The organism is Paenibacillus polymyxa, from assembly GCF_001719045.1.
In the GTDB taxonomy this organism is placed as follows: Bacteria; Bacillota; Bacilli; order Paenibacillales; family Paenibacillaceae; genus Paenibacillus; species Paenibacillus polymyxa_B.
In genome coordinates this window covers 453972-477630 of sequence record NZ_CP015423.1, presented here as the reverse complement: position 1 = coordinate 477630, position 23659 = coordinate 453972, and the positions used below count along the sequence as shown (strand labels likewise).

The window sequence follows — 23659 nt, the reverse complement described above, 5'->3', positions numbered from 1 at the left end:
TTTTTTTTGAATTGAGGAGGGTATTGACATGTCGGAAGAAATTAAAAATCAAGAAGCTGCTGAAGCGGCAAATCAAGACGAGCTCGATCAAATCGTCTCCCTGAAAAAAGGTGACACCGTTAAGGGTACAATCGTGAAATTGGAAGATAACCAAGCGGTAGTAAGCATTGGATATAAATACGATGGAGTTATTCCAATTCGCGAGTTGTCTTCTGGTTTGGATAACGCAGAAGAAGCAGTACAAGTAGGCCAAGAGGTTGAAGCTAGAATTATCAGCATTGACGATGGCAAGGAAAAACTTGTTCTGTCCAAACGTGCAATCGACAGTGAAAATGCTTGGGAAAAGTTGGAGCAACTGTTCGAAAGCAAAGAAGTATTTGAAGTTGTTGTGAATGATGTCGTTAAAGGCGGCATCGTAGTAGACGTGGGTCTGCGCGGATTCATCCCTGCATCCATGGTAGAACGCCACTTCGTTGAAGATTTCAGTGATTACAAAGGCCGCACATTGCGTGTTGTTGTAAAAGAACTGGATCGTGAAAATAACAAAGTGATCCTTTCTCAAAAAGACGTTCTGGAAGCAGAATTCGAAGCCAACAAGCTTAAAGTAATGGCTGAGCTGAAAGAAGGCCAAGAAATCGTAGGTACGGTTCAACGTCTTACTCAGTTCGGTGCTTTCGTAGATGTTGGCGGCGTGGACGGTCTGGTTCACGTATCTGAAATTGCTTGGACTCATGTCGATAAGCCTTCTGATGCAGTTTCTGAAGGAGATCAAGTGAAAGTGAAAGTCTTGAAAGTAGATCCTGAAAAAGGGAAAATCAGCCTGAGCATGAAAGCTGCACAGCCTGGTCCTTGGGAATCGGCTGCTGGACAATTCAACAACAATGACATCGTAACAGGTGTTGTAAAACGTCTGGTTAACTTCGGTGCATTCGTTGAAATCGCTCCTGGCGTGGAAGGTTTGGTTCATATTTCCCAAATTTCCCACAAACACATTGGAACTCCACAAGAAGTTCTGGAAGAAGGACAAGAAGTGAAAGTTAAAATTCTTGAGATGAATCCTTCCGAAAAACGTGTTAGCCTGAGCATTAAAGAAACTGAGGAAGCTCCTGAAGCTGCTCCTAAAGCAGAAAGAGCACCACGTGCATCTCGTGCACCTCGTGAGGAACTGAATAATCCTAACGTTTCCCTCAATAATTCCGGTCTGAGCATTACGCTCGGCGAGCGTTTTGGCGATAAGCTGAACAAATTCAAATGAGTTTAAATCAATACATTTTATAATAAGCATAACGTACACCATCGGCGGACCCAGAGGGTTCGCCGATTGTTGTTACGTGACCATATCGCCAATAGGTATGTTTTTTGCTATGATGATAGCGGAAGAATTGACAGGAGGAGTGAATTTATGGCAAGACCCGTTGTGGCTATCGTTGGTCGTCCGAATGTGGGTAAGTCCACTATTTTTAATCGGATTATCGGGGATCGTTTGTCCATCGTGGAAGATAAACCCGGAATCACTCGTGACCGTATATACGGTATATCGGAGTGGAATGGTAAATCCTTCAGTATTATTGACACCGGCGGCATTGAGATTGATGGTGAGGATGTCATTTTAAAATCCATCCGTATGCAGGCCGAACTTGCAATAGAAGAAGCAGATGTAATTGTATTCATGAGTGATGCGAAAGCAGGAATTACACAGTCAGATGAAGAGGTAGCTCAAATGTTATATCGTTCGGGTAAACCGATCATCGTAGCTGTCAACAAGGTGGACAACCTCAGTCGCGCCGATCTGATTTATGAGTTTTATTCTTATGGATTTGGTGATCCAATTGCTGTTTCTGGTAGTCATGGCACAGGGATAGGCGACCTGCTAGATGCCATTACGTCCAATTTGCCTGAGCTGGAAGAAGATCACTATGATGAAGACGTTATTCGTGTTGCCTTGATCGGCCGCCCAAATGTAGGTAAATCTTCACTGGTTAACGCCATTCTGGGAGAAGAACGGGTTATCGTTAGTGACATTGCGGGCACGACGCGTGATGCAATTGATACACCTTTTGAAAAAGACGGTCAAAAGTATGTGCTGATTGATACGGCAGGTATGCGTAAACGTGGCAAAGTATATGAAACGACCGAAAAATATAGTGTAATGCGTGCCATGCGTGCCATTGAGCGTGCAGATGTTGTACTGGTCGTTATTAACGGCGAGGAAGGCATTATTGAGCAGGATAAGCACATTGCTGGCTATGCTTATGAAGCGGGTAAAGCGTCGCTGTTTGTCGTTAACAAATGGGATGTCGTGGACAAGGACGATAAAACGATGCACCAGTTTGAAACGAAAATTCGCGATCACTTTCTGTTTATGACATATGCTCCGATTGTGTTCTTGTCTGCAAAAACGAAGCAACGCCTGCAAAAGCTGCTTCCTGTTGTACAGCATGTGGCACAGCAGCATGTATTGCGTATTCAGACACATTTGCTGAATGATGTAATTTCCGACGCGGTTGCCATCAATCCTCCACCAACAGACAAGGGACGTCGTCTGCGTATTAACTATGTGACCCAGGTTGCTGTTAAGCCGCCTACGATGGTTGTATTCGTAAACGATCCAGAAATAATGCACTTCTCGTATGAGCGTTATCTGGAGAACAAAATTCGCGCCGCCTTCAATTTTGAAGGAACTCCAATTCGTATCTTTACACGGCGCAAGTCTGACGAAAGTTAGGAGCGAATAGGTTGATTTTACAAATCGTTGCCATCGTACTCAGTTACTTGCTTGGCTCTGTCAGCTTTAGTTTGCTGTATGGAAAATTAAAAGGAATCGACATTCGCCAGCATGGAAGCGGCAATGCCGGTGCGACGAATACGCTGCGTGTGCTTGGAAAAGGCCCAGCTATTCTGGTACTGCTGCTGGACGTACTTAAAGGGGTTATTGCAGTGCTAATAGGGCACTGGTTAGGTGGAGAATCATCCTGGGTATCGGGTTTGTGCGGCATTGCAGCGATTGCGGGCCATAACTGGCCGATATATTTTCACTTCCGTGGAGGAAAAGGTATTGCGACTGCTATTGGTGTATTGGCATCGCTTGCCTTACTGCCCGCACTATATGCCGGAATCATTGCGATACTTGCAATCGTAATGACGCGTTACGTATCCTTGGGATCGCTCATATTTGTCATTTTGACTCCCTGGATATTACTCGTTCTTGGTTATGCATGGCCGTTATTCTGGACGGCTCTAATCATTTGTCTGTTCGCTGTGTGGAGACACCGTACCAACATAGTCAAGCTGGTACGTGGGAATGAGAACAAGCTTGGCTCCAAAGGAGGAGATCGTCTTGTCTGAGAAAATAGCTGTGCTGGTCGCGGGGAGTTGGGGGACAGCCCTGGCTTCCGTTCTTGCGGCCAATAACAACGATGTCTCTGTCTGGACGAGAAACGAGCAGCAAGCAGCTGAAATCAATGAGAAGCATACGAATGAGCATTATTTACCAGGCTCCATTTTGTCTGACCGCATTTCAGCTACAACTGATATGCAGACTGCGGTATCTGGTGCTAAAGCAGTGATTATCGTATCTCCTTCGGCTGCTGCTCGTCAGGTAGCACGTAGTCTGAAAGCTCATTTTAGCAAGGATATGCTGGTAGTGCATGCCATTAAAGGTTTTGAAACTGAAACGCTTAAACGTATGTCCACGGTGATCTCGGAAGAACTGGAAGTCGCTGAGGGTGATATTGCTGTGCTGTCTGGTCCGAGTCATGCGGAAGAAGTGGTGAGGAAATGTCCTACAACGGTCGTTGTAGCTTCCTCCAATGAGAAGGCTGCGCAAGCCGCACAGGGGCTGTTCATGAACTCCTATTTCCGCGTCTATACAAACCGTGATTTGCTCGGCGTGGAACTGTCCGGGGCGCTAAAAAACATTATCGCATTGGGTGCGGGAATGTCAGATGGACTTGGTTTCGGTGATAATGCCAAAGCGGCTTTATTGACCCGTGGATTGGCTGAAATTACCCGTGCCGGAGTTGAGATGGGCGCTAACCCACTAACCTTTGCCGGCCTGGCTGGTATTGGTGATCTAGTGGTCACTGCAACGAGTCGTCACAGTCGCAACTGGCGTGCAGGGTCACTGTTGGGACAGGGCCAACAGCTTGATGCTGTGCTGGAATCTATGGGCATGGTCGTAGAAGGTATTCGAACGACAAAAGCGGCATACGCCATCTCTCAAAAATTAGGTGTTCAGATGCCTATTACAGAGGTGCTGTATGGAGTACTGTTTGAAGGACGTGACGTCCGTAAGGCCGTTGAGGCGCTGATGGGTCGCGATCCTAAGACTGAGATGGAAGTCATGCCACTTCAAACTTGGGAGCAATGGCATTCTTAAGGGCTCGGATGAGCTTTAATAATATAAAGGCTGTCTCATGGTAGATTTTTTCTATAATGAGATAGCCTTTTTTAGTTAGGCGTTTGGCATGTCTTATGTACGCTTAATCACCTTTTGTCTCCGCCACTCATAGACTGAGTTGAGCAATGGCGGAGGAGGGGAGATTGTGAATAAAAACTTTCCGAAAGATGCATTGAAGGCCATTAACAAAAAAGGCGGCAAAAACATATCCGAAAATGCAGTGAAAAAGCTGGCAGGCACGGTAAAGGCGGACACGCTTCAAAGCGAAGCGCAACTGCGTCAGCTTATCAAGCAGGTGTCTGCGATGGCCAACATTCCGGTGTCGGAAGATACAGTAAGGGATATTGTTGGTGCCGTCAAAAAGAGCGGAATGAATCCTTCCAATATGGAAGCGTTGATGAAAATGATGATGAAAAAATAGACCGCTGGCCGCACGCCAGTTAGTATTATTCACCGTGAACCGGGAAGGTTCGCGGTTTTTTTTGTATTTTGGAGTAGGTAACCTCTTTTTCAGTACACAAAATATCGAACTGCCCTGTCGAACATGTTATAATGATGCCCATCAGGAAACGGAAGGAAAGACGGAAAAGGAGGCAATAATGTTGAAGGAGGCAATATCATCAGTGTTAGTAGACAGGCTTCCTCACAATCTGGCAGTTGCGCTGAGTAGTTTGGCTGAGAGCTGGTCAACAGTGTCGGTTCCGTGGATGCTGGGCGGGAGCTGTTCACTACTTGTGCAAGAAGTTGAACTGGATCGCCTGCCTCGGGACATTGATATTTATGCGGATATTCATGCCGCAAAGCAGCTTCATTCACACCCCCTGGGTATGAGTATAGATCGACAGCAGGTTGACCGTAGCGGCTCTTACGTTTCATTGCTGAGCCACTATGATCTGGAGGGATTTCCAGTCGAGTTGGTGGGAGGATTTGAGGTATTATGTGGCGGAGCGTTATACCGCTTAGAGATCGAGCGACTACTTTGGTCGACTGGTGTTCAGCTTGAGCTGGGGAGTGCTTCACTGCGTCTGATGCCGCTCAGTCATGAACTTTTATTCAATATATTGCGAAATCGACCCGACCGGTACAAAGCGATTGCCGATGTCATGAAGCGCGACCCGCGACGTCATATAATTGTACTGAAGCAGTTACTAGTCAGTAATATTTGGAATGAGGAGCAATTGGACAAGCTTGCAGAACTTCTGCCTTGGCCAGAGTTGCACTCTGTCATCCAGAAGGGCAATGAAGTATAAGCTGTGTGTATTAGGAGAAAGACGACGGGAGGACCATCCATGAATGTGCAGATTACGTTCAAGCCGTCAGGCAGGCGCGTACAGGTCGGTCAGGGTACGTCATTGCTTCAGGCTGCTCGTAAAGCGGGTGTATATATTCCCACTCGTTGTGACGGAAAAGCAGCCTGTCTGATGTGTAAGGTACAAATATCTCCAGAATGGGCTGAATTCGCAGGTCAACCCAGCGATGCAGAGCAGCGGAAGCTGGGACCTTTACTGGATGAAGGAATACGCTTATCCTGCCAGGCCCGTGTCCAAGGCGATATGGAGGTAACCATACCGGAGGATAAGCTCAAGGCGGCTATCAGGCGGCAACTGGAGCGTCAGGCGATGGATGATGAACTGTGGTAATGCCGATTATGTCAGGAGAATAAAAAAAGGATGGTTTCCGACGACTCTAAACAGTCAGGAGAAACATCCTTTTTTTATTTAGTCTAGCGACAAAGTCATGGGAGAGCCTTGCCCCGCATATATTAGGTGAGTGGACCCAAACGTAAAATATCGTTTCTGCAATGATCGCTCTGTCGTAATCTATTTTTCAAAAAACTAAACATATTTTACGGAGGGGATACATATGATGGTATCAGTCCAAATGCATGTACGAGTTTACGCCGTTTCGCCGATTCCATCAGTCTCCTGAATCTCGGCGGCGGACGACTTCCGGGCATTTTAAAGGCTGTTCTGCCGCATCTGGGATCAAGCAGTTGGTTGAACACGAAGCGGATGCTCTTTAAGCATTTTTCCTTCGGAGACTTTTGAGGAGGGGATTTCATTGGAGAAAGTGGACATTTTTAAAGACATTGCCGAACGCACCGGAGGAGACATTTATCTTGGGGTCGTTGGCGCAGTCCGAACAGGAAAATCAACGTTTATCAAGCGGTTTATGGAGACGATTGTTCTGCCAAACATTACAAGTGAGGCGGACCGTGCCCGCGCCGTAGACGAGTTGCCGCAAAGTGCGGCAGGCAAGACGATCATGACGACGGAGCCTAAATTCGTACCGAATAATGCCGTCCAGATCAAAGTAACGGAAGGACTGGATGTGAATGTACGTCTGGTTGACTGTGTAGGATATGCAGTAGAAGGAGCAAAAGGTTACGAGGATGAAAATGGTCCGAGGATGATCTCCACACCATGGTTCGAAGAACCTATTCCTTTTCAGGAAGCGGCAGAAATTGGTACACGCAAGGTTATTCAGGAGCATTCGACGCTCGGTGTGGTAGTCACTACAGACGGCACGATTGCGGAAATCCCGCGCAGCTCTTATGTAGAGTCGGAGGAACGCGTCATTGAGGAGTTGAAGGAAGTTGGCAAACCATTTGTTTTGGTTATCAACTCCACGCATCCGCGCAGTGATGAAACACTCCAGCTTCGCAGTGAGCTGGCTGCCAAGTATGATATACCCGTCATGACACTCAGCGCGGCGACTATGACGGAAGATGATGTTACAGGCGTACTTCGTGAAGTATTGTATGAATTTCCGGTGCATGAGGTGAATGTAAACCTGCCGAGCTGGGTCATGGTACTGAACGAAGAGCACTGGCTGCGTAGCAATTATGAAAATTCCGTTCGCGATACGGTTAAAGATATTCGACGCCTACGTGATGTAGATCGAGTGGTTGGCCAGTTTATGGAATATGAATTCATCGACAGGGCCGGGTTGAGCGGGATGAATATGGGGCAGGGCGTAGCTGAAATTGATCTGTATGCTCCCGATGAGCTGTACGACCAGATTTTGGTCGAAGTCGTCGGGGTAGAGATTCGCGGCAAGGATCATTTGCTACAAATGATGCAGGATTTTGCCCATGCCAAACGGGAGTACGACCGCTTCGCTGAGGCGCTGGAAATGGTCAAGACAACGGGATATGGTATTGCCGCGCCGTCGTTGTCCGAGATGGCACTAGACGATCCACAGTTGATTCGTCAGGGTACAAGGTTTGGTGTGCGGCTCAAGGCAACAGCACCTTCCATACACATGATTCGTGTCGATGTGGAATCGGAATTTGCTCCGATTATCGGAACAGAGAAGCAAAGTGAGGAGCTTATGCGCTATCTGATGCAGGATTTTGAGAATGACCCAATCAAAATTTGGGAGTCAGACATTTTCGGACGTTCGCTGCATTCTATTGTACGGGAAGGCATTCAGGGTAAAATCGCCATGATGCCGGACAATGCACGCTATAAGCTGCAGGAAACGCTGGGTCGTATCATTAATGAAGGCTCCGGCGGTCTCATTGCTATTATTCTTTAAGGCTAAGCCACACCAAAAAATCTTTAAGAGAAATACCGTGGAGAGCAATTTGCTCTCTACGGTTCGCAGAAAACAAAATATTAGACTGACCTCCAAAACCAGACAGGGGTAGCCATGGACGAGAAAATAAAGTCCTAGACTACCTCTATTTTTATTGAGCTTTCGTTTCTCATTGACTGGCTATTCATTAAACGCGAAGTTCTGACATTCTGCAGGACACCCCAAATATTCAAATACTCTGCGTGCAGGTTCGTCTATTGGTAAGTACACTTCAATTCCAGGATACATGTGGCTGCTTACAGAAAGATGAATTTGCTTGTAACGAATAGGGACAAAATCGGCCATGGTTCCCATTCTGGCCAAAATGATTTTGGATTGCTCAACTTCATTTGCTGAGTCCTTTGGCTGCATATTCCAATATTTATTGAGGTCGTCGTATTTTCGAAATCTGTCAATTAACTTTTTATACCCATGGTCGTATCGGGAAAACATGTTATTCCTTCTAAAAGCTTGTATCCCATAAATAGCATGAGACTCCCATTGTTCGAACGACTCAGTATCGAAGGTGGAACGGGGCCGAATGGAAAAATCGGAGTTAAAATGAAAATCAACTTTATTCAGCTTGCCATTCATAAAAGAATCATAGGGGATATCAAATAACTGGCGAAACGGCTCATTTAACCCCTTAATATCTAAGGTATGAGTGACGATCATTGCCGGAAAAGGCAGATTACTCATGATCTGCTGCGCTTGCTCCAGCGCCAGCTCCAGAGACCGTCCTTCCAATTCGTAATGGATCGGAAGATAATCGGCGGCGAGGAGAAGATCGTTGCGCTCATCTGAAGTGCACTCCAGATACTCAGCAATATGGATCATCGTTTGCCGATCCGGTATTCGACGAGACCGTCCAACCAATAGATTTTTATATGTAGGACAGGCCTCATCATTAAGCTCCTGCTGAGTAAATCGTTTCAATAACGGGTGAGATTGCTCGGTATATTCCCGCTGGCGTTTCATACGAACAGCTTCAATCTCTCCCAATACGATTTTTAATGTTTTGTGCTGGAAGTCCTCATCCTTGTGCATGGTCATCTCTTTTCAATCCTTTTCATAATGAGGTGTAGTTCTACACTTGGTACACATGATTCCCTACAGTATACTACATTGTGAAAAAGGGGAGCTATTTACAAAGGGTTCTCAATGACAAACATGGAGGAGATCATATGGTTCGTGCAATTGTAACAGATCCGTTTGCTTCAGGATATTTTGCGATAAAGGAAGTTGCCGCCCCACAGGCCCAGCCTTGGGAAGCGATCGTTCAAGTACAAGCCTTCTCTCTTAATCGGGGTGAAGTTGTAGATGCAAGAAATAATGGAGGACAGATCAGACCAGGCTGGGATTTTTCTGGGATCGTCGTTGAGCAGGCTAAAGATGGCACGGGTCCGAAACAGGGAAGCCGTGTCGTAGGCCTTCTCTTGATGGGAGCATGGGCCGAACAGGTTGCTGCTCCTACTTCATTACTGGCTGAATTTCCCGATGATATTACCTTTGCCCAGGCGGCTACTTTACCAGTAGCTGGTCTGTCAGCGCTCTATACGCTTAGAAAAGGAGGAATGCTGCTCGGTAAGCGAATGTTGATTACTGGCTCGACTGGCGGAGTTGGAATTTTTGCACATCAGCTAGCCGCGCAATCTGGAGCTTTTACAGTAGGTGTTGCCAGAACAACGGAAAAAGCCTTACTTGTTCAAGAGGCTGGTGCTAATGAGGTTATTGTTGGAGATACCGCGATTCCATCGGTTGATGCATTTGGACCTTATCATCTAATTATAGATTCAGTAGGTGGTGATACGCTAGCTGCCTTACTGACTCAGCTTGTGCCAGACGGAATATGTGTATCCATGGGACATTCGTCCTCACCTTACGCAACGATTAATATCAGGGGCTTAGGTGGTAGAACCTTGTATAGCTTCTTTTTAGGAGAGGAGATAAATCGCTATTCGCCGGCGGAAGATCTGAAATTATTAGGTGAATTTGTTTCCAAAGGCCAGTTAGTACCAAGGATCGAAGTGGAGACATCCTGGAAGGAAATTGGAACTATTGCCCAACAACTGATAGATCGGAGGTTCTCCGGTAAAGCAGTGCTCCAAATAAATTAGATGTGAGCTTTCTCATATTTAAAATAAACAAACAGAATTGTATCTTCGGACTAGGATCCGCCTTGATTTCAAATTTAAGCAGCAACCGTTTTCCGGTATTCAATCGGGGGGCGGTTGTTTGTTGTGTTTTGGCTTTAAAACCGGAAATTTTTCTATATTTCATAAAACCTATTTACATACTTGGTTTAAAGCGATATATTAAGTATCAAATTTGAATCATTTTGTGGATTGAACGAGGGGGAAATGAAATCATGAATATCCAAAAAGAGCTCCAAAGAAACAAAAAGCTAGGGCTAGGGGCTATCATGCTACTGGTGCTGGTTTTGCTGGTCACTGCATGCGGCGTGCCGAAAACAGAGAGCGGCACTCAAGGGACAAGCACTGCGGGATCGAATACAACAAACGGAAAAACGGACAATTTAAATCTAAAGGGTAAACGGGTTGCGTTGATCATGGAGTTTAACACGGGCACATTTTCGCAACAGTATGTTCAAGGCGTGGAAGAGGAAGTTAAGAAATTTGGCGGTACGCTGACTAAGTTTGTGGCAGATAACGATAAGGCTAAAATGGCTTCTCTGCTTGATAGTGCGATTAACCAGCAGTTTGATGTCATTTTGACTGATCACGGTGATGCATTGCTGGAGACAGGGCTGAAAAAAGCAATTTCCCGCAATATTCCGGTTATCGTGTTCGATGCTGCCGTCAATGTTCCGGGTGCCCTAGTGCTCTCACAGGATGACCAAAGCATGGCTGAGTTGACGCTGGAGCAAATGAAAAAGGATATCGGCGGCAAAGGTAACATTGTGAAAGTATGGGTTGCTGGATTTGCACCGATGGAACGTCGTCAGGTTGCTTATGATGCATTTTTGAAATCCAATCCGGATATTAAAGAAATCGCGACTTTTGGTTCGGCTCAGAATCCTGCATTAGATACGCAAGCCAAAATGGAAGCTGTATTAAAGCAATATCCTAAGGGCGAAATTACAGCCGTCTGGGCGGCTTGGGATGAATTTGCCAAAGGCGCAGCCCGTGCGATCCAACAAGCGGGACGTACGGAAATTAAGGTCTACGGCATTGACATGAGCGACGAGGACTTGCAAATGATCCAGGACCCGAAAAATCCTTGGGTGGCCTCGGCAGCCGTTGATCCAACAGATATCGGGCGCGTACAAGTGCGCTATGCATATCAGAAGCTGCATGGGGATAATCCGGAGGAGAAAGTCGTATTGAAGGCTGTATATGTGCAACGCGAAGTGCTGCCAGATAAGCAAATTTCCACATCCGAGCTGTCCCAATATGTGGAGGGATGGGGTCAAAGTGAGCAGGGATATAAGGATTGGATGAAGGAATATGAAACGTCCAAATAAAATGTTTGCATCATGCAAAAGGCGCGCTTCGGCGCGCTTTTATCATAAGCAGGCGTGAGGGGGCACCATGAGTTCACAAGTATATACATTGGAGATGAAGAAAATCAGCAAACAGTTTGCTGGTGTAGATGCGTTGCGAGCCGTGGATTTTACGGTGCAGGGTGGCGAAATTCACGCTCTGCTGGGCGCCAACGGGGCAGGGAAAAGCACATTGATGAAGATTTTGTCCGGTGCGTATCGTTCCGATCAAGGAGTTATCGTAGTTGGTGGCAAGGAACTAAACATTAGTTCACCGTGGGAGGCCAAAAGGGCGGGAATCCACTGTGTGTATCAGGAGGTTGATTCAGCGCTTGTGCCTCAGTTAACCGTCGCTGAAAACATTGTAATGGACGATTTGTCTGCACCTGATGGTCGATGGTGGGCTGCGCCGGGGGCTATGCGCAGACGAGCGCGTGAGGCATTAGCACGTCTAGAGGTAGATATTGACGTTCGACGATATGTGTCTGAACTGACATTGGCAGAAAAACAACTTGTACTTATCGCACGTATTCTGACACAGCAAGCCAATACCATCATTTTTGATGAGCCTACGGCGCCGCTCAGCGAGGAAGAAACGCGACGTTTGTTCCGTACAATCCATACACTCAAGGATGAGGGAGTTGCATGTATTCTCATCACACACCGATTGCCGGAGGTTATCGAACACAGTGACCGTGTTACGGTGATGCGTGATGGCGAGCGCGTGTTCACGGGACCTGCCTCTGATTTAAGTGTAGGCGACATCGTTACGCATATGCTTGGGAAAACATTTGAAGAGGAATTCCCAAAAACAGAGGTACCGATTGGTGAGACGATATTGGAAGCAAAAGGGCTTCACAAAGGATTACGAGTGCACGGCGTTGATTTACAGGCCCGACGTGGTGAAATTCTCTCTATTGTGGGTCTGGTTGGTGCAGGCAAGACGGAGCTGTCACGACTTCTTACAGGAGCAGACAAGCCGGATAAGGGAGAGCTGACCTTTAAGGGTCGCTCCATTCGATTGAGAGAGCCAGCGGACGCGGTAGCTCAAGGAATTGTGTCCATACCCGAGGAGCGGCGTAAGCAGGGGGTGCTAATTGAGGAGAGTGTAGAAAGAAACCTCAGCCTTCCGCTATTGGGGAAGCTGAGTGTCCTTGGTTTCATCAGTCGGCGTAAAGAACGAAATAACGGTAATGGGATTGTTGCCTCTCTCGGTATTAAGACGCCATCGCTCCGTCAGAATGTTAAATATTTGAGTGGCGGGAATCAGCAAAAAGTTGCGATTGGGAAATGGCTGCATTCGGGAGCGGATGTATTTGTTTTTGACGAGCCAACCAAGGGTGTGGATATAGGGGCAAAAAGTGATATTTTCCGTATCATTGGCCAGTTGGCGGAGCAAGGAAAAGCAATCATCTATCTAACCTGTGAATTTGCTGAAGGGATTGGCATTGGTGATCGGATTGCAGTGATGTATGATGGCAAAATTATAAAGGAATTTGCGCGGGGCGAAGTGGAACAGGAACAGCTTCTGTTGTATGCCAGCGGCGGTGAAGAGGTGCATTCATGAAGGAAAAATGGTTAAACGTCTCATTTCGTTACGGTGCCGTAGTTGTCATTATAGGTGTATTGGCGTTTTTTTCATCTACATTACCTTATTTCTGGACTTATGATAATTTAATGGATATTATAGGATCTATTGCCATTGTGACTTTCGTTGCCATTGGTGTGACGTTGTCCCTTATCGTGGACGGTTTTGACCTGTCGGTGGGAGCTACAGTATCTTTGACAACGGTCGTTTCAGCTTCTTTGATGGTCTGGTATGAGCAGCCTGTTGCGGTGGTCATTATTGTGTCTCTGATTGTCGGCGCTTTGGTAGGACTGTTAAATTCATTATTGATCATTAAATTGCGTATTCCTGATTTGCTTGCAACCCTTGCAATCATGTATATTGTAAGCGGGATTCACAAAACGTACGCTCAGGGCTATACCATATACAATCATATGCAGTTTCCCGATGGCAGCAAGGCGCCGGGGGAGATATCTCCTGCATTTCTTTTGCTGGGGCAAGGTAAATGGTTGGGTATCCCGATTTCGGTTATTTTACTGTTACTGGCTGTGGCGGCGGTGCATGTTTTCTTGACCTATACAAAGCATGGGCGTCAAATGTATGTAACGGGTGGAAATGAGGAAGCTGCTCGTCTGTCGGGCATACGGGTAAAAAAAGTCCGTACTCTGGCCTATGTTGCTTCAGGCGTATTTGCGGCGATTGCCGGAATTTTGTATGCCTCGCGAGTAGGCTCAGGCCAAATTGACGCAGGTTCCCCTTTGCTCATGGAGGCGGTAGCTGCAGTATTCGTCGGTTTTTCGGTCTTTGGTGCTGGTAAACCCAATGTCATTGGTACATTTATTGGTGCGGTATTGATCGGTGTGTTGGTTAATGGACTAACGATGATGAATGTGCAATATTTTGCCCATGATATTGTCAAAGGAGTAGTGCTGGTACTTGCGCTGGCCGTTACTTTTTACGTGTTAAACCGTCGTCGTACTTGAAATTGTCTGTGGACTGTATTACTATAAACCTTGTTCCACGCAAGAAGGGTGCCATAAAACGCCAGTTTCGGCCTATATTGCGGAGGTTAGGTATATTCTATGTATATTTAACGACGAAACGGAAACAGATGATAACATTATGGAAGGCAGTACGCCGCCCGGGTTATTTTATACAGGCGACCTCATATCGGTCATTAACACCGATAACCTTAATGCTGGACTACACTTGAATTGGGAGGTGAATATTATGAATAAAACGGATTTGATCAATCAGGTTTCTGAAAGCACTGAATTGTCCAAAAAGGACGTAACCAAAGCAATCGATGCAGTATTTGAGGCGATCTCTGGAGCGCTGCAAAGCGGAGATAAAGTACAACTGGTAGGTTTTGGGAACTTTGAGGTTCGTGAACGTTCCGCACGTAAAGGACGTAACCCGCAAACAGGAGAAGAAATCGAAATCCCTGCGAGCAAAATTCCGGCATTTAAACCGGGTAAAGCGCTCAAAGACGGAATTAAATAAGATTTCTTACATATTCCCAATGCGCTGAAAAGACCGTGAATTTGATTCACGGCCTTTTCTTTTTGCCCTGTTTACTTCGTGGTAGATGTGCTATGGTCTGAAGAAGAGGAAGCTGTTCTGGCGTTTCGCGAGGCATAAGCGATCAGCACCAGGGGTTTACCCGTTAGCTCAGCAAATTCATGCTCTAGCTGTTGAAGCCGTTCGATTTGGGCAGGGCTGAGATTGGCGGGAAGATAGTTTTTCATCAGATCCGTTCCTTTCTTTAATGGATGGGACTGCACGGATAGTATGGCTCGGGACACGCTAATTGTTGCAGGTAGCTCGGGAAGCATGTAGTTGACAAAACTAGCTTGATTCTCCATCATAAAAAGTATAGCTTCGGCTCTCAGGGAGGAAAAGGACATGGAAGATAACGTGACGGGTAGCAGTGAGTACGTCGTAATTAAAGCGAAAAGCAACGGATGTCAGGTTTTTGGTCTGACTAGAGGTCAGGATACACGCTTGCATCATTCAGAAAAATTGGACAAGGGCGAGGTACTGATCGTCCAATTTACGGATCATACTTCTGCTATTAAAATTCGCGGCAAAGCCGTTGTGATGACCAAGCACGGGGTAGTAGATACGGAGGATTAAAATGCAGGCATAGCCTGCTTTTTTTTGTTGTAGAATGAGAGTGAGGACCTTTACCGTAGCAAACCCACATTATGAGGTAGAGGTCAGGGGAGGCTCTGATGAAACCTTGGATTGTATTCGGTGGCTCCATTCTCATAACCATCGCTGCAGCTGTGTTGCTGCCGTCCTTACAGGTGCTGGACTCAGGAACCGCAGCAGTTCGTGAGACACAGGCGACGATTTCGCCTCAGCAACGGGTGTTGCTGTCGGATGACAATCTGGTGGATACGCTGAACGAGCTGCCGTTGACCACACCGATTGCAAGCGCAAGCTGGGAACATTCAGTCCTGACCCTGGATGTCAAGCTGTCCAAGGAAGAAACTGCCCCACTAGAGATTTATCAAAACATGGCGGAGCTTGCCGCTTTTAGCTTTTATGGAACGACGAATGTACGGCAATTGCTGCTTCGGGTGGTGACGCAGGACGAATGGTCAGGAGAACGGCATTTGCTGCTTGCATCAGATATACGCCGGAACGAGTGGACGAACGAGGCATTGGAACAGCTGAGAAGCCGGGAAGGCGCGGAATTGCCAGAGGAATTGAAATCCCGTTTCCGCATTACAGTAACGCCCATGTGGCAAAACAGGTTTAACGGTGTATATACAGATTAGATATTTCTGCCGGTGGACCTACAGTACTTTAGTCGCGAATCATTTTAAATTGTGATATAATATAAGGCATTGCAATTATTTGAGTATAGCAGAAAGTCATGTCTCGGAGGCTTAGGATGAAACCGTATCGCGTACCCCAATTAGCAAGGAAATATGTGGAATACGACATGATTCAACAACATACGGAAATGCCGGCTTTTCCTGACAGCCGTACCCGTTTGATGTTTGTGTTTTTGAACCGGAATGCGCAGGAGCTGCATGCCAGTGAGGACGAACTGTACGCATTGGTAACCTCACTTGTGCAGATGGGGCTGGATACGCATGATATGATTGATACTTTATCCGGTATACGGAGCCCGGAGGAGATGCGTTCCAGGCAGCTGAAAGTGTTAGCAGGGGACTATTTTAGCAGTCGTTTTTATCAGCTGCTTGCACTGGCAGGCCGCATCACGGCCATTTCGAAGCTGAGTGATGCTGTATGTGAAGTGAACGCAGGGAAAATGAGTCTGTACTGGGGAATGAAGCAATTCCGATTGGATGCAACTCAGTATTTAACTCAGATGGTTCGTTTCAAAAAGGAGCTTTTTTTATCATTCACTTCACTTGTAGCAGAACAGGATCAGGAAATTTGGAAGCAGCTTCTCAACAAATTTGCCCTCTGTGATACCTTGATGGAGGAATGGGGGAAGCGGACAGAACCGGACAAGTCCCGTTTCGGATATATGTTCTGGCATATTTATGGTAACGGGGACCGGAACGAGCAGGCATTGCTTTCAGATAGTGGTACTGACACTGAAGCATGGCGTAAGCTGGTTCTGAAATACAAAGCCGAGGATGCGATACTGGACAAGCTTCGCACGGCAGTTACACACATCCGACAGATCCTGTCAGATGATCAAAATACGGGGATCGAGGAATTTGAACGCATGCTTGAGCCTTTCCTGAAGCTGCTAAATAGTCCGCACCCAGTTGTGAGGGAAGGTTAGGTGAACGTGATGGGATCAAGCGACACCAAGCCGAAAGAACAATTCGTTCATGGCGTGTTTGAAAGTATAGCAGGTAAATACGATTTGATGAACGATATACTGAGCTTTCGCAGACATAAGGCTTGGCGGAAATTTACGATGAAAAAAATGAACATGCATCGCGGCGATACGGCAATCGATCTCTGCTGTGGCACATGTGACTGGACGCTTGCGATGGCGCGTGCAAGTGAAAGTGGTCACATCGTAGGACTGGATTTTAGTCAGAACATGCTCAATGTTGGCGAGCGTAAGATTACATCAGAATCCCGTGAAAAGCAAATTAAGCTTGTTCAGGGCAACGCGATGGAACTACCTTTTGAAGATAATTCATTTGATTATGCGACAATTGGTTTCGGTCTGCGCAACGTGCCTGACCTGCGCCAAGTGTTACAGGAGATGCAACGAGTCGTCAAACCTGGCGGGCAGGTCGTATGTCTGGAATTGTCCAAACCTACTTGGCAGCCGTTCAAGGGGATTTACTACACATATTTTCAACACATCTTGCCCATGCTCGGCAAATTGTTCGCCAAACGTTATGAGCAGTATAAATGGCTCCCTGATTCGTTGGCGCTTTTTCCAGGAAGGGATGAGTTGGCTGGCATCTTCCGTGAAGTCGGATTGAAGGATGTCCAGGCTCATTCTCTCACCGGAGGCATTGCGGCATTGCACATTGGAATCAAGGAGAGTCAGCATGTTTAAGAAAATTGCTATTTTTTTGGAAATGATTAAAATTGAACATACGTTATTTGCGCTCCCATTTGCATTCATGGGGGCTGTATTGGGGTCTGTTGTCGTGACAGGCAACCTTCCCTCCTGGCCGCAGATCGGCTGGATCCTGCTAGCTATGGTAGGCGCACGTAGCGCGGCTTTTGGCTTCAATCGTATGATTGACCGGGTGATTGACGGGAAAAATCCGCGCACAGCAGGACGCGCTATCCCGGCGGGATTGCTCAAATCGAGCGAAGTGGTGATTTTCATTATCGTCAGTTTGGTGTTGTTATTCTGGGCATCATTCAAGTTAAGTCCGCTGGCGTTCAAGCTGTTTCCGCTGGCCTTTTTTATGCTCGTTTTTTATTCTTACACCAAGCGTTTCACTTGGCTTTGCCATATTGTACTTGGTCTGACCATTGGTTTGGCGCCACTAGGCGCGTGGGTTGCAGTAACGGGACAGATAGATCTGACCGCTATCGTACTATATCTCACGATTGCATTTTGGACGGCGGGATTTGATGTAATTTATGCTTGTCAGGATATAGATTTTGACCAAAACGAAGGAGTTTATTCTATTCCTGCCCGTTTTGGTGTAGCAGGTGCGCTGAACATCGCTCGGGCATTCCACGTCATTACGGCGATCGGATTTATTGTATTGTTCTTTATTGCAGATTTAAGCTGGTGGTATCTGGCGGGCATGATTATTTCGTACATTATTTTATTTTATGAACACTATATCGTATCTCCAAAAGATTTGAGTCGATTGCAGACGGCATTCTTTACTATGAACGGTGTACTTAGCACTGTCGTATTTGCCTTTACACTGATTGATTTGGTGGTGCGTCAATACTAATGAATAATCAGGTGAGCGGACATCAAGGCAAACGAATCGTTATTGGCATTACAGGCGCGAGCGGAAGCATTTATGGTGTGCGACTGGTAGAGACTCTGCTGGACTTGCAATACACAGTTCACCTGATCGTTTCCAATGCTGGCTGGCGGGTGTTGAAAGAGGAGTTGGGCTGGAATGTGACTGACCGGGAAGGGGCTTTGAATGAACAATTCGGAGGCCGTCCCGGTTCTCTTGTATACCATCCGTTCACAGATATTGGAGCTTCGATTGCGAGCGGCTCTTATTTGGTGGATGCGATGATTATCATGCCATGCTCGATGGGGACGTTGTCAGCAGTAGCACACGGTTCGTCCGATAATCTCATGGCGAGGGCAGCGGACGTGATGATGAAGGAAGGTCGTCCGCTGATCCTTGTGCCTCGTGAGACACCTCTACATGCCATTCATTTGGAAAACATGCTTAAGCTTGCGAGACTCGGCGTCAAAATGATTCCGGCTATGCCGGCTTTTTACTTTCATCCGAAGACGCTGGATGATATTGTGCTGTTCCTCGTAGGCAAAGTATTGGACAGCTTGCGTATAGAACATCAACTGTTTACGAGATGGGGGGATTCCGATGCCGACACCGGACACCAAGACAATCACAATCGGAAAAATTAAATATACAAACGCTTGGCCTATTTTTCATTTTTTTAATCCTTCTGAGCTTCTCCATTCGGCGGAGATGGTTTCTAAAGTTCCGGCTGAATTGAATCAAGGTATGCTGAATGGGAGTTTGGATATTAGTGCGATGTCCTCCTTTGCGTATGCATCGGGTGCTGAGGAAATGCTATTGTTGCCAGATTTATCCGTCAGTGCAGATGGTCCTGTGCAATCCATTTTACTATTTTCACGCAAGCCGCTGGACGAAATCAAAAACGGAACCATTGCACTTACGAATACGTCTGCTACATCCGTGAATTTGTTGAAAATTTTGATGCAAAAGGCATGGGAAGGTCAACCTTCCTATTTTGACTGTGAACCGGATCTTGACTTGATGCTGGAACAGGCAGATGCAGGGCTATTGATTGGAGATCACGCAATTAAGGCATCTTGGCGAAGTGAAGATCTGTATGTTACGGACCTCGGAGAAGAGTGGAAGCGCTGGACGGGCTACAGTATGACTTTTGCTGTATGGGCAGTACGACGTGCTGTTGCTGCTCAGAATCCTGCCGCAGTGGCTGAAATTGCGAGTGCGTTCCGCGCAAGCAAGCAGCGTAGTCTGTCGGACCTGACGCCTGTTATTTCTGAAGCATGCGAGGAAATTGGAGGTCTGCGAGATTATTGGGAGCGCTACTTTACTAATCTGTGTTATGATTTTGGAGAGAAGCAACAACAAGGTTTAGAGCTTTATTTTCAGTATGCGCATGAACTGGGGCTGCTTGACCGACGAGTGAAGCCGCTTCTCTGGAGTGACAATACGCTGACACGGGTGAAAGAATGAAACGATTGGATTTGTTTGGTTTATTAAAGAAGGATATGAACTTTATAGAAGAAGAGTTGTACCGCAGTATCGACAGTACGGAGCCGTTGATTAATGATACGTCGCTTCATCTGCTTAAAGCAGGGGGCAAGCGTTTGCGTCCCGTATTTGTATTGCTGGGAGGCAAGTTTGGAGAATATGATCTGGACAAGCTCAAGCGTATAGCGGTACCTCTAGAACTGATTCATTCTGCCTCTCTCGTTCACGACGATGTGATTGACGATGCGGAAATGAGACGCGGTCAACCCACCGTGAAGTCCAAATGGGACAATCGGGTGGCTATGTACACCGGAGACTACATATATGCACGTGCGCTGTCTATTGCTGCTGGACTGCCGAATCCCGACATTCACCGGGTACTGTCTAAAGCGCTGGTGCAGATGTCCATTGGTGAAATGGAACAGATTCGTGATTTTTTTAATGTGGATCAGAGTGTGCGTAATTATTTGCTTCGCATACGGCGCAAAACAGCATTGTTGATTGCGGTTAGCTGCCAGTTGGGAGCTATGGCTGCAGGGGCACGGGAAAGTATCAATTCCCTGCTGTACAGCTATGGCTATAACGTAGGTATGGCTTTTCAAATTCAGGATGATCTGCTCGATCTGTGTGGCACGGAAAAAAAGATTGGCAAGCCGCCGGGCAGCGATATGAGACAGGGGAATATTACGCTTCCAGTGATTTATGCGCTCGAACAGCCTGAGCTGCGTGCAGATCTACTGGCTGAAATCCGCCGCATTCAGGATGGGGATGGGCAAGGAGATGCACGCAAAGCGGTGGATATGATCAAAAAAAGTGAAGGAATCGCTAAAGCTGAAATTCTCGCCGACCGATATATTAATAAAGCGCTAAACGCGCTGGACTTACTACCGGATGTCAAAACAAAAAAGACGCTACGCGATATTGCTCATTTTGTAACACGCCGCTCCTACTAAAGTTGTGTTTTGGGTTTGCTGTGACAAAATACTTTAACCGTTTCCAAGCTTTCTGTTACAATACAGTTTAGTACTGTATAAATACATTAGATTGGATTGGGAGTGAGCCGATGGATCGTACTTTTTTGATGGTTAAACCGGATGGTGTACAACGTGGACTGATTGGACGTATCATCAGTCGTCTGGAAGACAAAGGCTTCAAAATGGCAGCTGGCAAGCTTGTGCAAGTATCAAGAGAACAGGCAGAACGGCATTATGCAGAGCATGTGGGCAAGCCTTTTTTTGAAGAGCTTGTAGGCTTTATCACATCAGGCCCTGTGTTTGCTATGGTATGGGAAGGGGATAACATCGTTACGCTCTCCCGCTTGTTGATTGGTAAAACACAAGTAACCGAAGCTCTTCCGGGCACAATTCGTGGAGACTTTGCAGCACATACACCGTTTAACCTCATTCATGGTTCAGATTCACCGGAGAGCGCAGAGCGCGAGATTGCAAATTTTTTCCTGCCGGAAGAATCCGTTCGGTATGAAAAAAGTGTGGCGACCTGGGTATAAGTTTAATTACGTATGAAGAAGGATGGTAGCATGACGGATATGGAACTGGGTCAGACGGACCCCGATTACACAGCGTTTATCCGCAAAATCAAGGACAGCACAGGTATTGATCTTGCACAATACAAAGAAGCACAGATGAAAAGGCGGTTAACTACGCTTCGCAACAAAAACGGGTTTCCCAGTTTTGTTTCTTTTTATGATGCCATGATGAAGGAAAAACCTCTATTCTATGAATTTCTGGATCGGATGACGATCAATGTTTCGGAATTTTGGCGAAATCCCAATCGGTGGGAAGTGCTGCGGGATACAATCTTGCCACAACTGCTTGTAGGAAAGCAGAAGCTTAAGCTGTGGAGTGCGGCCTGCTCGACTGGTGAAGAGCCTTATAGCCTGGCTATGGTTCTCGACGGTAAAGGGATTTTAGGAAATTGCTCCATTACAGCTTCCGACATTGATGATGGTGCATTGGCAAAAGCCAAGGAAGGTAAATATTTGGAGCGTTCGCTCAAGGATGTACCTGAGCAGGTAGCTAGCAAATATTTCAAGCCGGATGGTGCGATGTATCGAATTGATGACCGTTTGAAACAAGCCGTGAAATTTCAAAAGCAAAACTTGCTGCTGGATCGGTTTGAGGATGGCTATGATCTCATTATCTGTCGAAATGTAATGATTTATTTTACAGAAGAGGCCAAACATACGTTGTATCAAAAGTTTGCAGCCAGTCTTCGTCCCGGCGGTGTGTTATTTGTCGGTAGCACAGAGCAAATCTTTTCTCCTAACCAATATGGTCTGGAATCGACGGAAACCTTTTTTTATCGCAAAAAAGCATAAGCCTGCATATATCATCCAAAGTTTTGTAGGAACTTATTTATATCTTTGAGTAATTAATGGTTGGCTTATCAGCAAAGCACGTCCTTTAGCTCCTTTGGCTAAGAGGCGTGTTTTTGTTTATCTGCATACACGTGGCTTTTCTTGTCAAAGAAAGGTGCGTATACTATAATGAAGCACAGTTAAAGATTTTAGCGATGCACAGTTTAACAGTTTAAAGGGGGAACGCGTCATGAGTTTACGTTATTTAACCGCGGGGGAAACGCATGGTCCCCAGCTAACTGCCATTGTAGAGGGTATGCCGAGCAATTTAAAATTGGATTTTGAGGAATTGAATTTTCAGCTGCACCGTCGTCAGAAAGGATATGGACGGGGTCGGCGTATGCAGATTGAAAAAGATACGGCGAAAATTGCCGGAGGCGTACGTCACGGCTATACCACGGGTGCACCGATTGCGCTGGTTGTGGAAAATAACGATTGGAAGCACTGGCAGAACATTATGAATATTGAGCCTATTGAAGGCAGTGATGAAGAAAAACGTCGGGTTCACCGACCACGTCCGGGTCATGCGGATTTGAATGGCGGAATGAAATACAACCTGAAGGATCTTCGTAACGTGCTGGAGCGCTCCAGTGCACGCGAAACAGCAATTCGTGTGGCATGCGGCGGTTTGGCCCGTCAATTGCTGGCTGAGTTCGGAATCAAGGTGGCAGGTCAGGTCATCCGCATTGGGGAAATCGAAGCTCCTTACCGTGATCTGCCGATTGATGAGCTGATTGCCGTGACAGAAGCCTCCTCGGTGAGAGTAACCGATCCAGAAACCGAAAAGAAAATGGAAGCATATATTGATCTGATCAAGCAAGAAGGTGATTCAGTCGGTGGGGTAGTGGAATGTATTGTAGAAGGTGTTCCGATTGGTCTGGGCAGTCATGTACAGTATGATCGGAAGCTGGATGCACGTATCGCACAAGGCGTCATGTCGATTAATGCATTTAAAGGCGTGGAAATCGGCATTGGCTTTGAAGCAGGAGAATTGCGCGGTTCACAGGTGCATGACGAGATCCTATATGATGAGGAACGTGGGTATCACCGTCGTACCAATCGTTTGGGTGGTTTTGAGGGTGGTATGACGAATGGAATGCCAGTTGTGGTTCGTGGCGTAATGAAGCCGATTCCTACACTCTACAAGCCTCTGCAAAGCGTCGACATTGATACAAAGGAAGCGTTCACTGCACAGGTTGAGCGTTCGGATGCATGTGCAGTACCCGCGGCTAGCGTAGTTATGGAGCATGTGGTAGCTTGGGAGATTGCGAAAGCTTTGCTAGAAAAATTCGGCGGGGATTCGATTGAAGAGATTCGTGCGAATATTGCATCCTACGAAGAACAACTGGGGCGGTACTAA

The 23659-nt window shown here is 46.6% G+C and carries 27 protein-coding genes; 25 read left to right on the top strand and 2 right to left on the bottom strand.

Going from position 1 to position 23659, the window contains the following annotated elements:
* Window positions 1–28: 28 nt before the first annotated feature.
* The 9 genes from rpsA (at window position 29) to spoIVA (ending at window position 7939) form a co-directional block, all read left to right on the top strand.
* Window positions 29–1255: a 30S ribosomal protein S1 gene (gene rpsA, locus AOU00_RS02275; RefSeq protein WP_013371699.1), complete on the top strand. Its 1227-nt coding sequence runs from the start codon at window positions 29–31 to the stop codon at window positions 1253–1255.
* A 147-nt stretch (window positions 1256–1402) separates the two neighbouring features.
* Window positions 1403–2725: a ribosome biogenesis GTPase Der gene (gene der / locus AOU00_RS02270; protein ID WP_013310744.1), complete on the top strand. Its 1323-nt coding sequence runs from the start codon at window positions 1403–1405 to the stop codon at window positions 2723–2725.
* 11 nt (window positions 2726–2736) lie between these two features.
* Window positions 2737–3345, top strand: coding sequence for a glycerol-3-phosphate 1-O-acyltransferase PlsY (gene plsY, locus AOU00_RS02265; RefSeq protein WP_039271041.1), 609 nt, complete (start codon window positions 2737–2739; stop codon window positions 3343–3345).
* Window positions 3338–4378, top strand: coding sequence for an NAD(P)H-dependent glycerol-3-phosphate dehydrogenase (locus tag AOU00_RS02260; protein ID WP_039271042.1), 1041 nt, complete (start codon window positions 3338–3340; stop codon window positions 4376–4378). Before plsY ends, AOU00_RS02260 begins: the two co-directional genes overlap by 8 nt.
* A gap of 166 nt (window positions 4379–4544) precedes the next feature.
* Complete coding sequence (locus tag AOU00_RS02255) at window positions 4545–4820, top strand: stage VI sporulation protein F (protein ID WP_013310741.1); 276 nt, start codon at window positions 4545–4547, stop codon at window positions 4818–4820.
* 178 nt (window positions 4821–4998) lie between these two features.
* Window positions 4999–5649, top strand: a complete 651-nt coding sequence (locus AOU00_RS02250; protein ID WP_061829224.1) for a hypothetical protein — start codon at window positions 4999–5001, stop codon at window positions 5647–5649.
* Between the two features lie 39 nt (window positions 5650–5688).
* A complete protein-coding gene (locus tag AOU00_RS02245; protein WP_039271045.1) occupies window positions 5689–6039 on the top strand; it encodes a 2Fe-2S iron-sulfur cluster-binding protein in 351 nt (116 codons plus the stop codon).
* A 245-nt stretch (window positions 6040–6284) separates the two neighbouring features.
* A complete protein-coding gene (locus AOU00_RS26170; RefSeq protein ID WP_013371690.1) occupies window positions 6285–6422 on the top strand; it encodes a hypothetical protein in 138 nt (45 codons plus the stop codon).
* Between the two features lie 38 nt (window positions 6423–6460).
* Window positions 6461–7939, top strand: coding sequence for a stage IV sporulation protein A (gene spoIVA, locus AOU00_RS02240; protein ID WP_023989182.1), 1479 nt, complete (start codon window positions 6461–6463; stop codon window positions 7937–7939).
* 180 nt (window positions 7940–8119) lie between these two features.
* Here spoIVA and AOU00_RS02235 read toward each other — a convergent pair whose 3' ends face one another.
* Complete coding sequence (locus AOU00_RS02235; RefSeq protein WP_061829223.1) at window positions 8120–9031, bottom strand: MmyB family transcriptional regulator; 912 nt, start codon at window positions 9029–9031, stop codon at window positions 8120–8122.
* 131 nt (window positions 9032–9162) lie between these two features.
* Here AOU00_RS02235 and AOU00_RS02230 point away from each other — a divergent pair, with 131 nt between their 5' ends.
* From AOU00_RS02230 to AOU00_RS02210, 5 genes are all read left to right on the top strand, one after another.
* Entirely contained in the window at window positions 9163–10095 is a 933-nt protein-coding gene (locus AOU00_RS02230; protein WP_069289829.1) for a zinc-binding dehydrogenase, read from the top strand.
* A 251-nt stretch (window positions 10096–10346) separates the two neighbouring features.
* Window positions 10347–11462 (top strand): sugar ABC transporter substrate-binding protein, encoded by a 1116-nt coding sequence (locus AOU00_RS02225; RefSeq protein WP_061829221.1) that lies wholly within the window; start codon window positions 10347–10349, stop codon window positions 11460–11462.
* Window positions 11463–11529: 67 nt separating this feature from the next.
* A complete protein-coding gene (locus AOU00_RS02220; protein ID WP_061829220.1) occupies window positions 11530–13047 on the top strand; it encodes a sugar ABC transporter ATP-binding protein in 1518 nt (505 codons plus the stop codon).
* Window positions 13044–14030 (top strand): ABC transporter permease, encoded by a 987-nt coding sequence (locus AOU00_RS02215; RefSeq protein WP_061829219.1) that lies wholly within the window; start codon window positions 13044–13046, stop codon window positions 14028–14030. Before AOU00_RS02220 ends, AOU00_RS02215 begins: the two co-directional genes overlap by 4 nt.
* A gap of 247 nt (window positions 14031–14277) precedes the next feature.
* On the top strand, window positions 14278–14550 hold the full coding sequence (locus AOU00_RS02210; protein ID WP_013310732.1) for an HU family DNA-binding protein: 273 nt from the start codon (window positions 14278–14280) through the stop codon (window positions 14548–14550).
* Window positions 14551–14621: 71 nt separating this feature from the next.
* On the opposite strand, the gene AOU00_RS02205 is transcribed toward AOU00_RS02210, so the two are convergent.
* Complete coding sequence (locus AOU00_RS02205; RefSeq protein WP_061829218.1) at window positions 14622–14915, bottom strand: hypothetical protein; 294 nt, start codon at window positions 14913–14915, stop codon at window positions 14622–14624.
* A gap of 37 nt (window positions 14916–14952) precedes the next feature.
* On the opposite strand from AOU00_RS02205, the gene mtrB reads away from it, so the two are divergent.
* The 11 genes from mtrB to aroC all read left to right on the top strand — a co-directional run bounded on the left by mtrB (window position 14953) and on the right by aroC (window position 23659).
* Window positions 14953–15183, top strand: coding sequence for a trp RNA-binding attenuation protein MtrB (gene mtrB, locus AOU00_RS02200; RefSeq protein ID WP_013310730.1), 231 nt, complete (start codon window positions 14953–14955; stop codon window positions 15181–15183).
* Window positions 15184–15281: 98 nt separating this feature from the next.
* A complete protein-coding gene (locus tag AOU00_RS02195) occupies window positions 15282–15833 on the top strand; it encodes a hypothetical protein (protein ID WP_061829217.1) in 552 nt (183 codons plus the stop codon).
* 116 nt (window positions 15834–15949) lie between these two features.
* Window positions 15950–16819: a heptaprenyl diphosphate synthase component 1 gene (locus AOU00_RS02190; protein ID WP_061829216.1), complete on the top strand. Its 870-nt coding sequence runs from the start codon at window positions 15950–15952 to the stop codon at window positions 16817–16819.
* Between the two features lie 9 nt (window positions 16820–16828).
* Window positions 16829–17557, top strand: coding sequence for a demethylmenaquinone methyltransferase (locus AOU00_RS02185; protein WP_061829257.1), 729 nt, complete (start codon window positions 16829–16831; stop codon window positions 17555–17557).
* Window positions 17550–18422, top strand: a complete 873-nt coding sequence (locus AOU00_RS02180) for a UbiA-like polyprenyltransferase (protein WP_061829215.1) — start codon at window positions 17550–17552, stop codon at window positions 18420–18422. The genes AOU00_RS02185 and AOU00_RS02180 overlap by 8 nt, the downstream gene beginning before the upstream one ends.
* Complete coding sequence (locus AOU00_RS02175) at window positions 18422–19081, top strand: UbiX family flavin prenyltransferase (protein WP_061829214.1); 660 nt, start codon at window positions 18422–18424, stop codon at window positions 19079–19081. Before AOU00_RS02180 ends, AOU00_RS02175 begins: the two co-directional genes overlap by 1 nt.
* Window positions 19038–19904, top strand: a complete 867-nt coding sequence (locus tag AOU00_RS02170; RefSeq protein WP_061829213.1) for a menaquinone biosynthetic enzyme MqnA/MqnD family protein — start codon at window positions 19038–19040, stop codon at window positions 19902–19904. The genes AOU00_RS02175 and AOU00_RS02170 overlap by 44 nt, the downstream gene beginning before the upstream one ends.
* Window positions 19901–20875: a polyprenyl synthetase family protein gene (locus AOU00_RS02165; RefSeq protein ID WP_061829212.1), complete on the top strand. Its 975-nt coding sequence runs from the start codon at window positions 19901–19903 to the stop codon at window positions 20873–20875. The genes AOU00_RS02170 and AOU00_RS02165 overlap by 4 nt, the downstream gene beginning before the upstream one ends.
* A 110-nt stretch (window positions 20876–20985) precedes the next feature.
* Complete coding sequence (gene ndk, locus AOU00_RS02160; RefSeq protein ID WP_061829211.1) at window positions 20986–21429, top strand: nucleoside-diphosphate kinase; 444 nt, start codon at window positions 20986–20988, stop codon at window positions 21427–21429.
* A gap of 30 nt (window positions 21430–21459) precedes the next feature.
* On the top strand, window positions 21460–22260 hold the full coding sequence (locus AOU00_RS02155; RefSeq protein ID WP_023989169.1) for a CheR family methyltransferase: 801 nt from the start codon (window positions 21460–21462) through the stop codon (window positions 22258–22260).
* A gap of 229 nt (window positions 22261–22489) precedes the next feature.
* Window positions 22490–23659, top strand: a complete 1170-nt coding sequence (gene aroC / locus AOU00_RS02150) for a chorismate synthase (RefSeq protein ID WP_013310720.1) — start codon at window positions 22490–22492, stop codon at window positions 23657–23659.

Bases quoted from the DNA above. Each gene is read 5' to 3' on its own strand.
- AOU00_RS02230 (WP_069289829.1), top strand. From the start codon at position 9,163: ATGGTTCGTGCAATTGTAACAGATCCGTTTGCTTCAGGATATTTTGCG.
- AOU00_RS02190 (WP_061829216.1), top strand. From the start codon at position 15,950: ATGAAACCGTATCGCGTACCCCAATTAGCAAGGAAATATGTGGAATAC.
- AOU00_RS02250 (WP_061829224.1), top strand. From the start codon at position 4,999: ATGTTGAAGGAGGCAATATCATCAGTGTTAGTAGACAGGCTTCCTCAC.
- AOU00_RS02175 (WP_061829214.1), top strand. From the start codon at position 18,422: ATGAATAATCAGGTGAGCGGACATCAAGGCAAACGAATCGTTATTGGC.
- mtrB (WP_013310730.1), top strand. From the start codon at position 14,953: ATGGAAGATAACGTGACGGGTAGCAGTGAGTACGTCGTAATTAAAGCG.
- AOU00_RS02205 (WP_061829218.1), bottom strand. From the start codon at position 14,915: ATGATGGAGAATCAAGCTAGTTTTGTCAACTACATGCTTCCCGAGCTA.
- ndk (WP_061829211.1), top strand. From the start codon at position 20,986: ATGGATCGTACTTTTTTGATGGTTAAACCGGATGGTGTACAACGTGGA.
- aroC (WP_013310720.1), top strand. From the start codon at position 22,490: ATGAGTTTACGTTATTTAACCGCGGGGGAAACGCATGGTCCCCAGCTA.
- AOU00_RS02195 (WP_061829217.1), top strand. From the start codon at position 15,282: ATGAAACCTTGGATTGTATTCGGTGGCTCCATTCTCATAACCATCGCT.
- AOU00_RS02185 (WP_061829257.1), top strand. From the start codon at position 16,829: ATGGGATCAAGCGACACCAAGCCGAAAGAACAATTCGTTCATGGCGTG.
- AOU00_RS02210 (WP_013310732.1), top strand. From the start codon at position 14,278: ATGAATAAAACGGATTTGATCAATCAGGTTTCTGAAAGCACTGAATTG.
- AOU00_RS02220 (WP_061829220.1), top strand. From the start codon at position 11,530: ATGAGTTCACAAGTATATACATTGGAGATGAAGAAAATCAGCAAACAG.
- AOU00_RS02215 (WP_061829219.1), top strand. From the start codon at position 13,044: ATGAAGGAAAAATGGTTAAACGTCTCATTTCGTTACGGTGCCGTAGTT.
- der (WP_013310744.1), top strand. From the start codon at position 1,403: ATGGCAAGACCCGTTGTGGCTATCGTTGGTCGTCCGAATGTGGGTAAG.
- AOU00_RS02170 (WP_061829213.1), top strand. From the start codon at position 19,038: ATGCCGACACCGGACACCAAGACAATCACAATCGGAAAAATTAAATAT.
- AOU00_RS26170 (WP_013371690.1), top strand. From the start codon at position 6,285: ATGTACGAGTTTACGCCGTTTCGCCGATTCCATCAGTCTCCTGAATCT.
- AOU00_RS02180 (WP_061829215.1), top strand. From the start codon at position 17,550: ATGTTTAAGAAAATTGCTATTTTTTTGGAAATGATTAAAATTGAACAT.
- AOU00_RS02155 (WP_023989169.1), top strand. From the start codon at position 21,460: ATGACGGATATGGAACTGGGTCAGACGGACCCCGATTACACAGCGTTT.
- rpsA (WP_013371699.1), top strand. From the start codon at position 29: ATGTCGGAAGAAATTAAAAATCAAGAAGCTGCTGAAGCGGCAAATCAA.
- AOU00_RS02165 (WP_061829212.1), top strand. From the start codon at position 19,901: ATGAAACGATTGGATTTGTTTGGTTTATTAAAGAAGGATATGAACTTT.
- AOU00_RS02235 (WP_061829223.1), bottom strand. From the start codon at position 9,031: ATGACCATGCACAAGGATGAGGACTTCCAGCACAAAACATTAAAAATC.
- AOU00_RS02225 (WP_061829221.1), top strand. From the start codon at position 10,347: ATGAATATCCAAAAAGAGCTCCAAAGAAACAAAAAGCTAGGGCTAGGG.
- AOU00_RS02245 (WP_039271045.1), top strand. From the start codon at position 5,689: ATGAATGTGCAGATTACGTTCAAGCCGTCAGGCAGGCGCGTACAGGTC.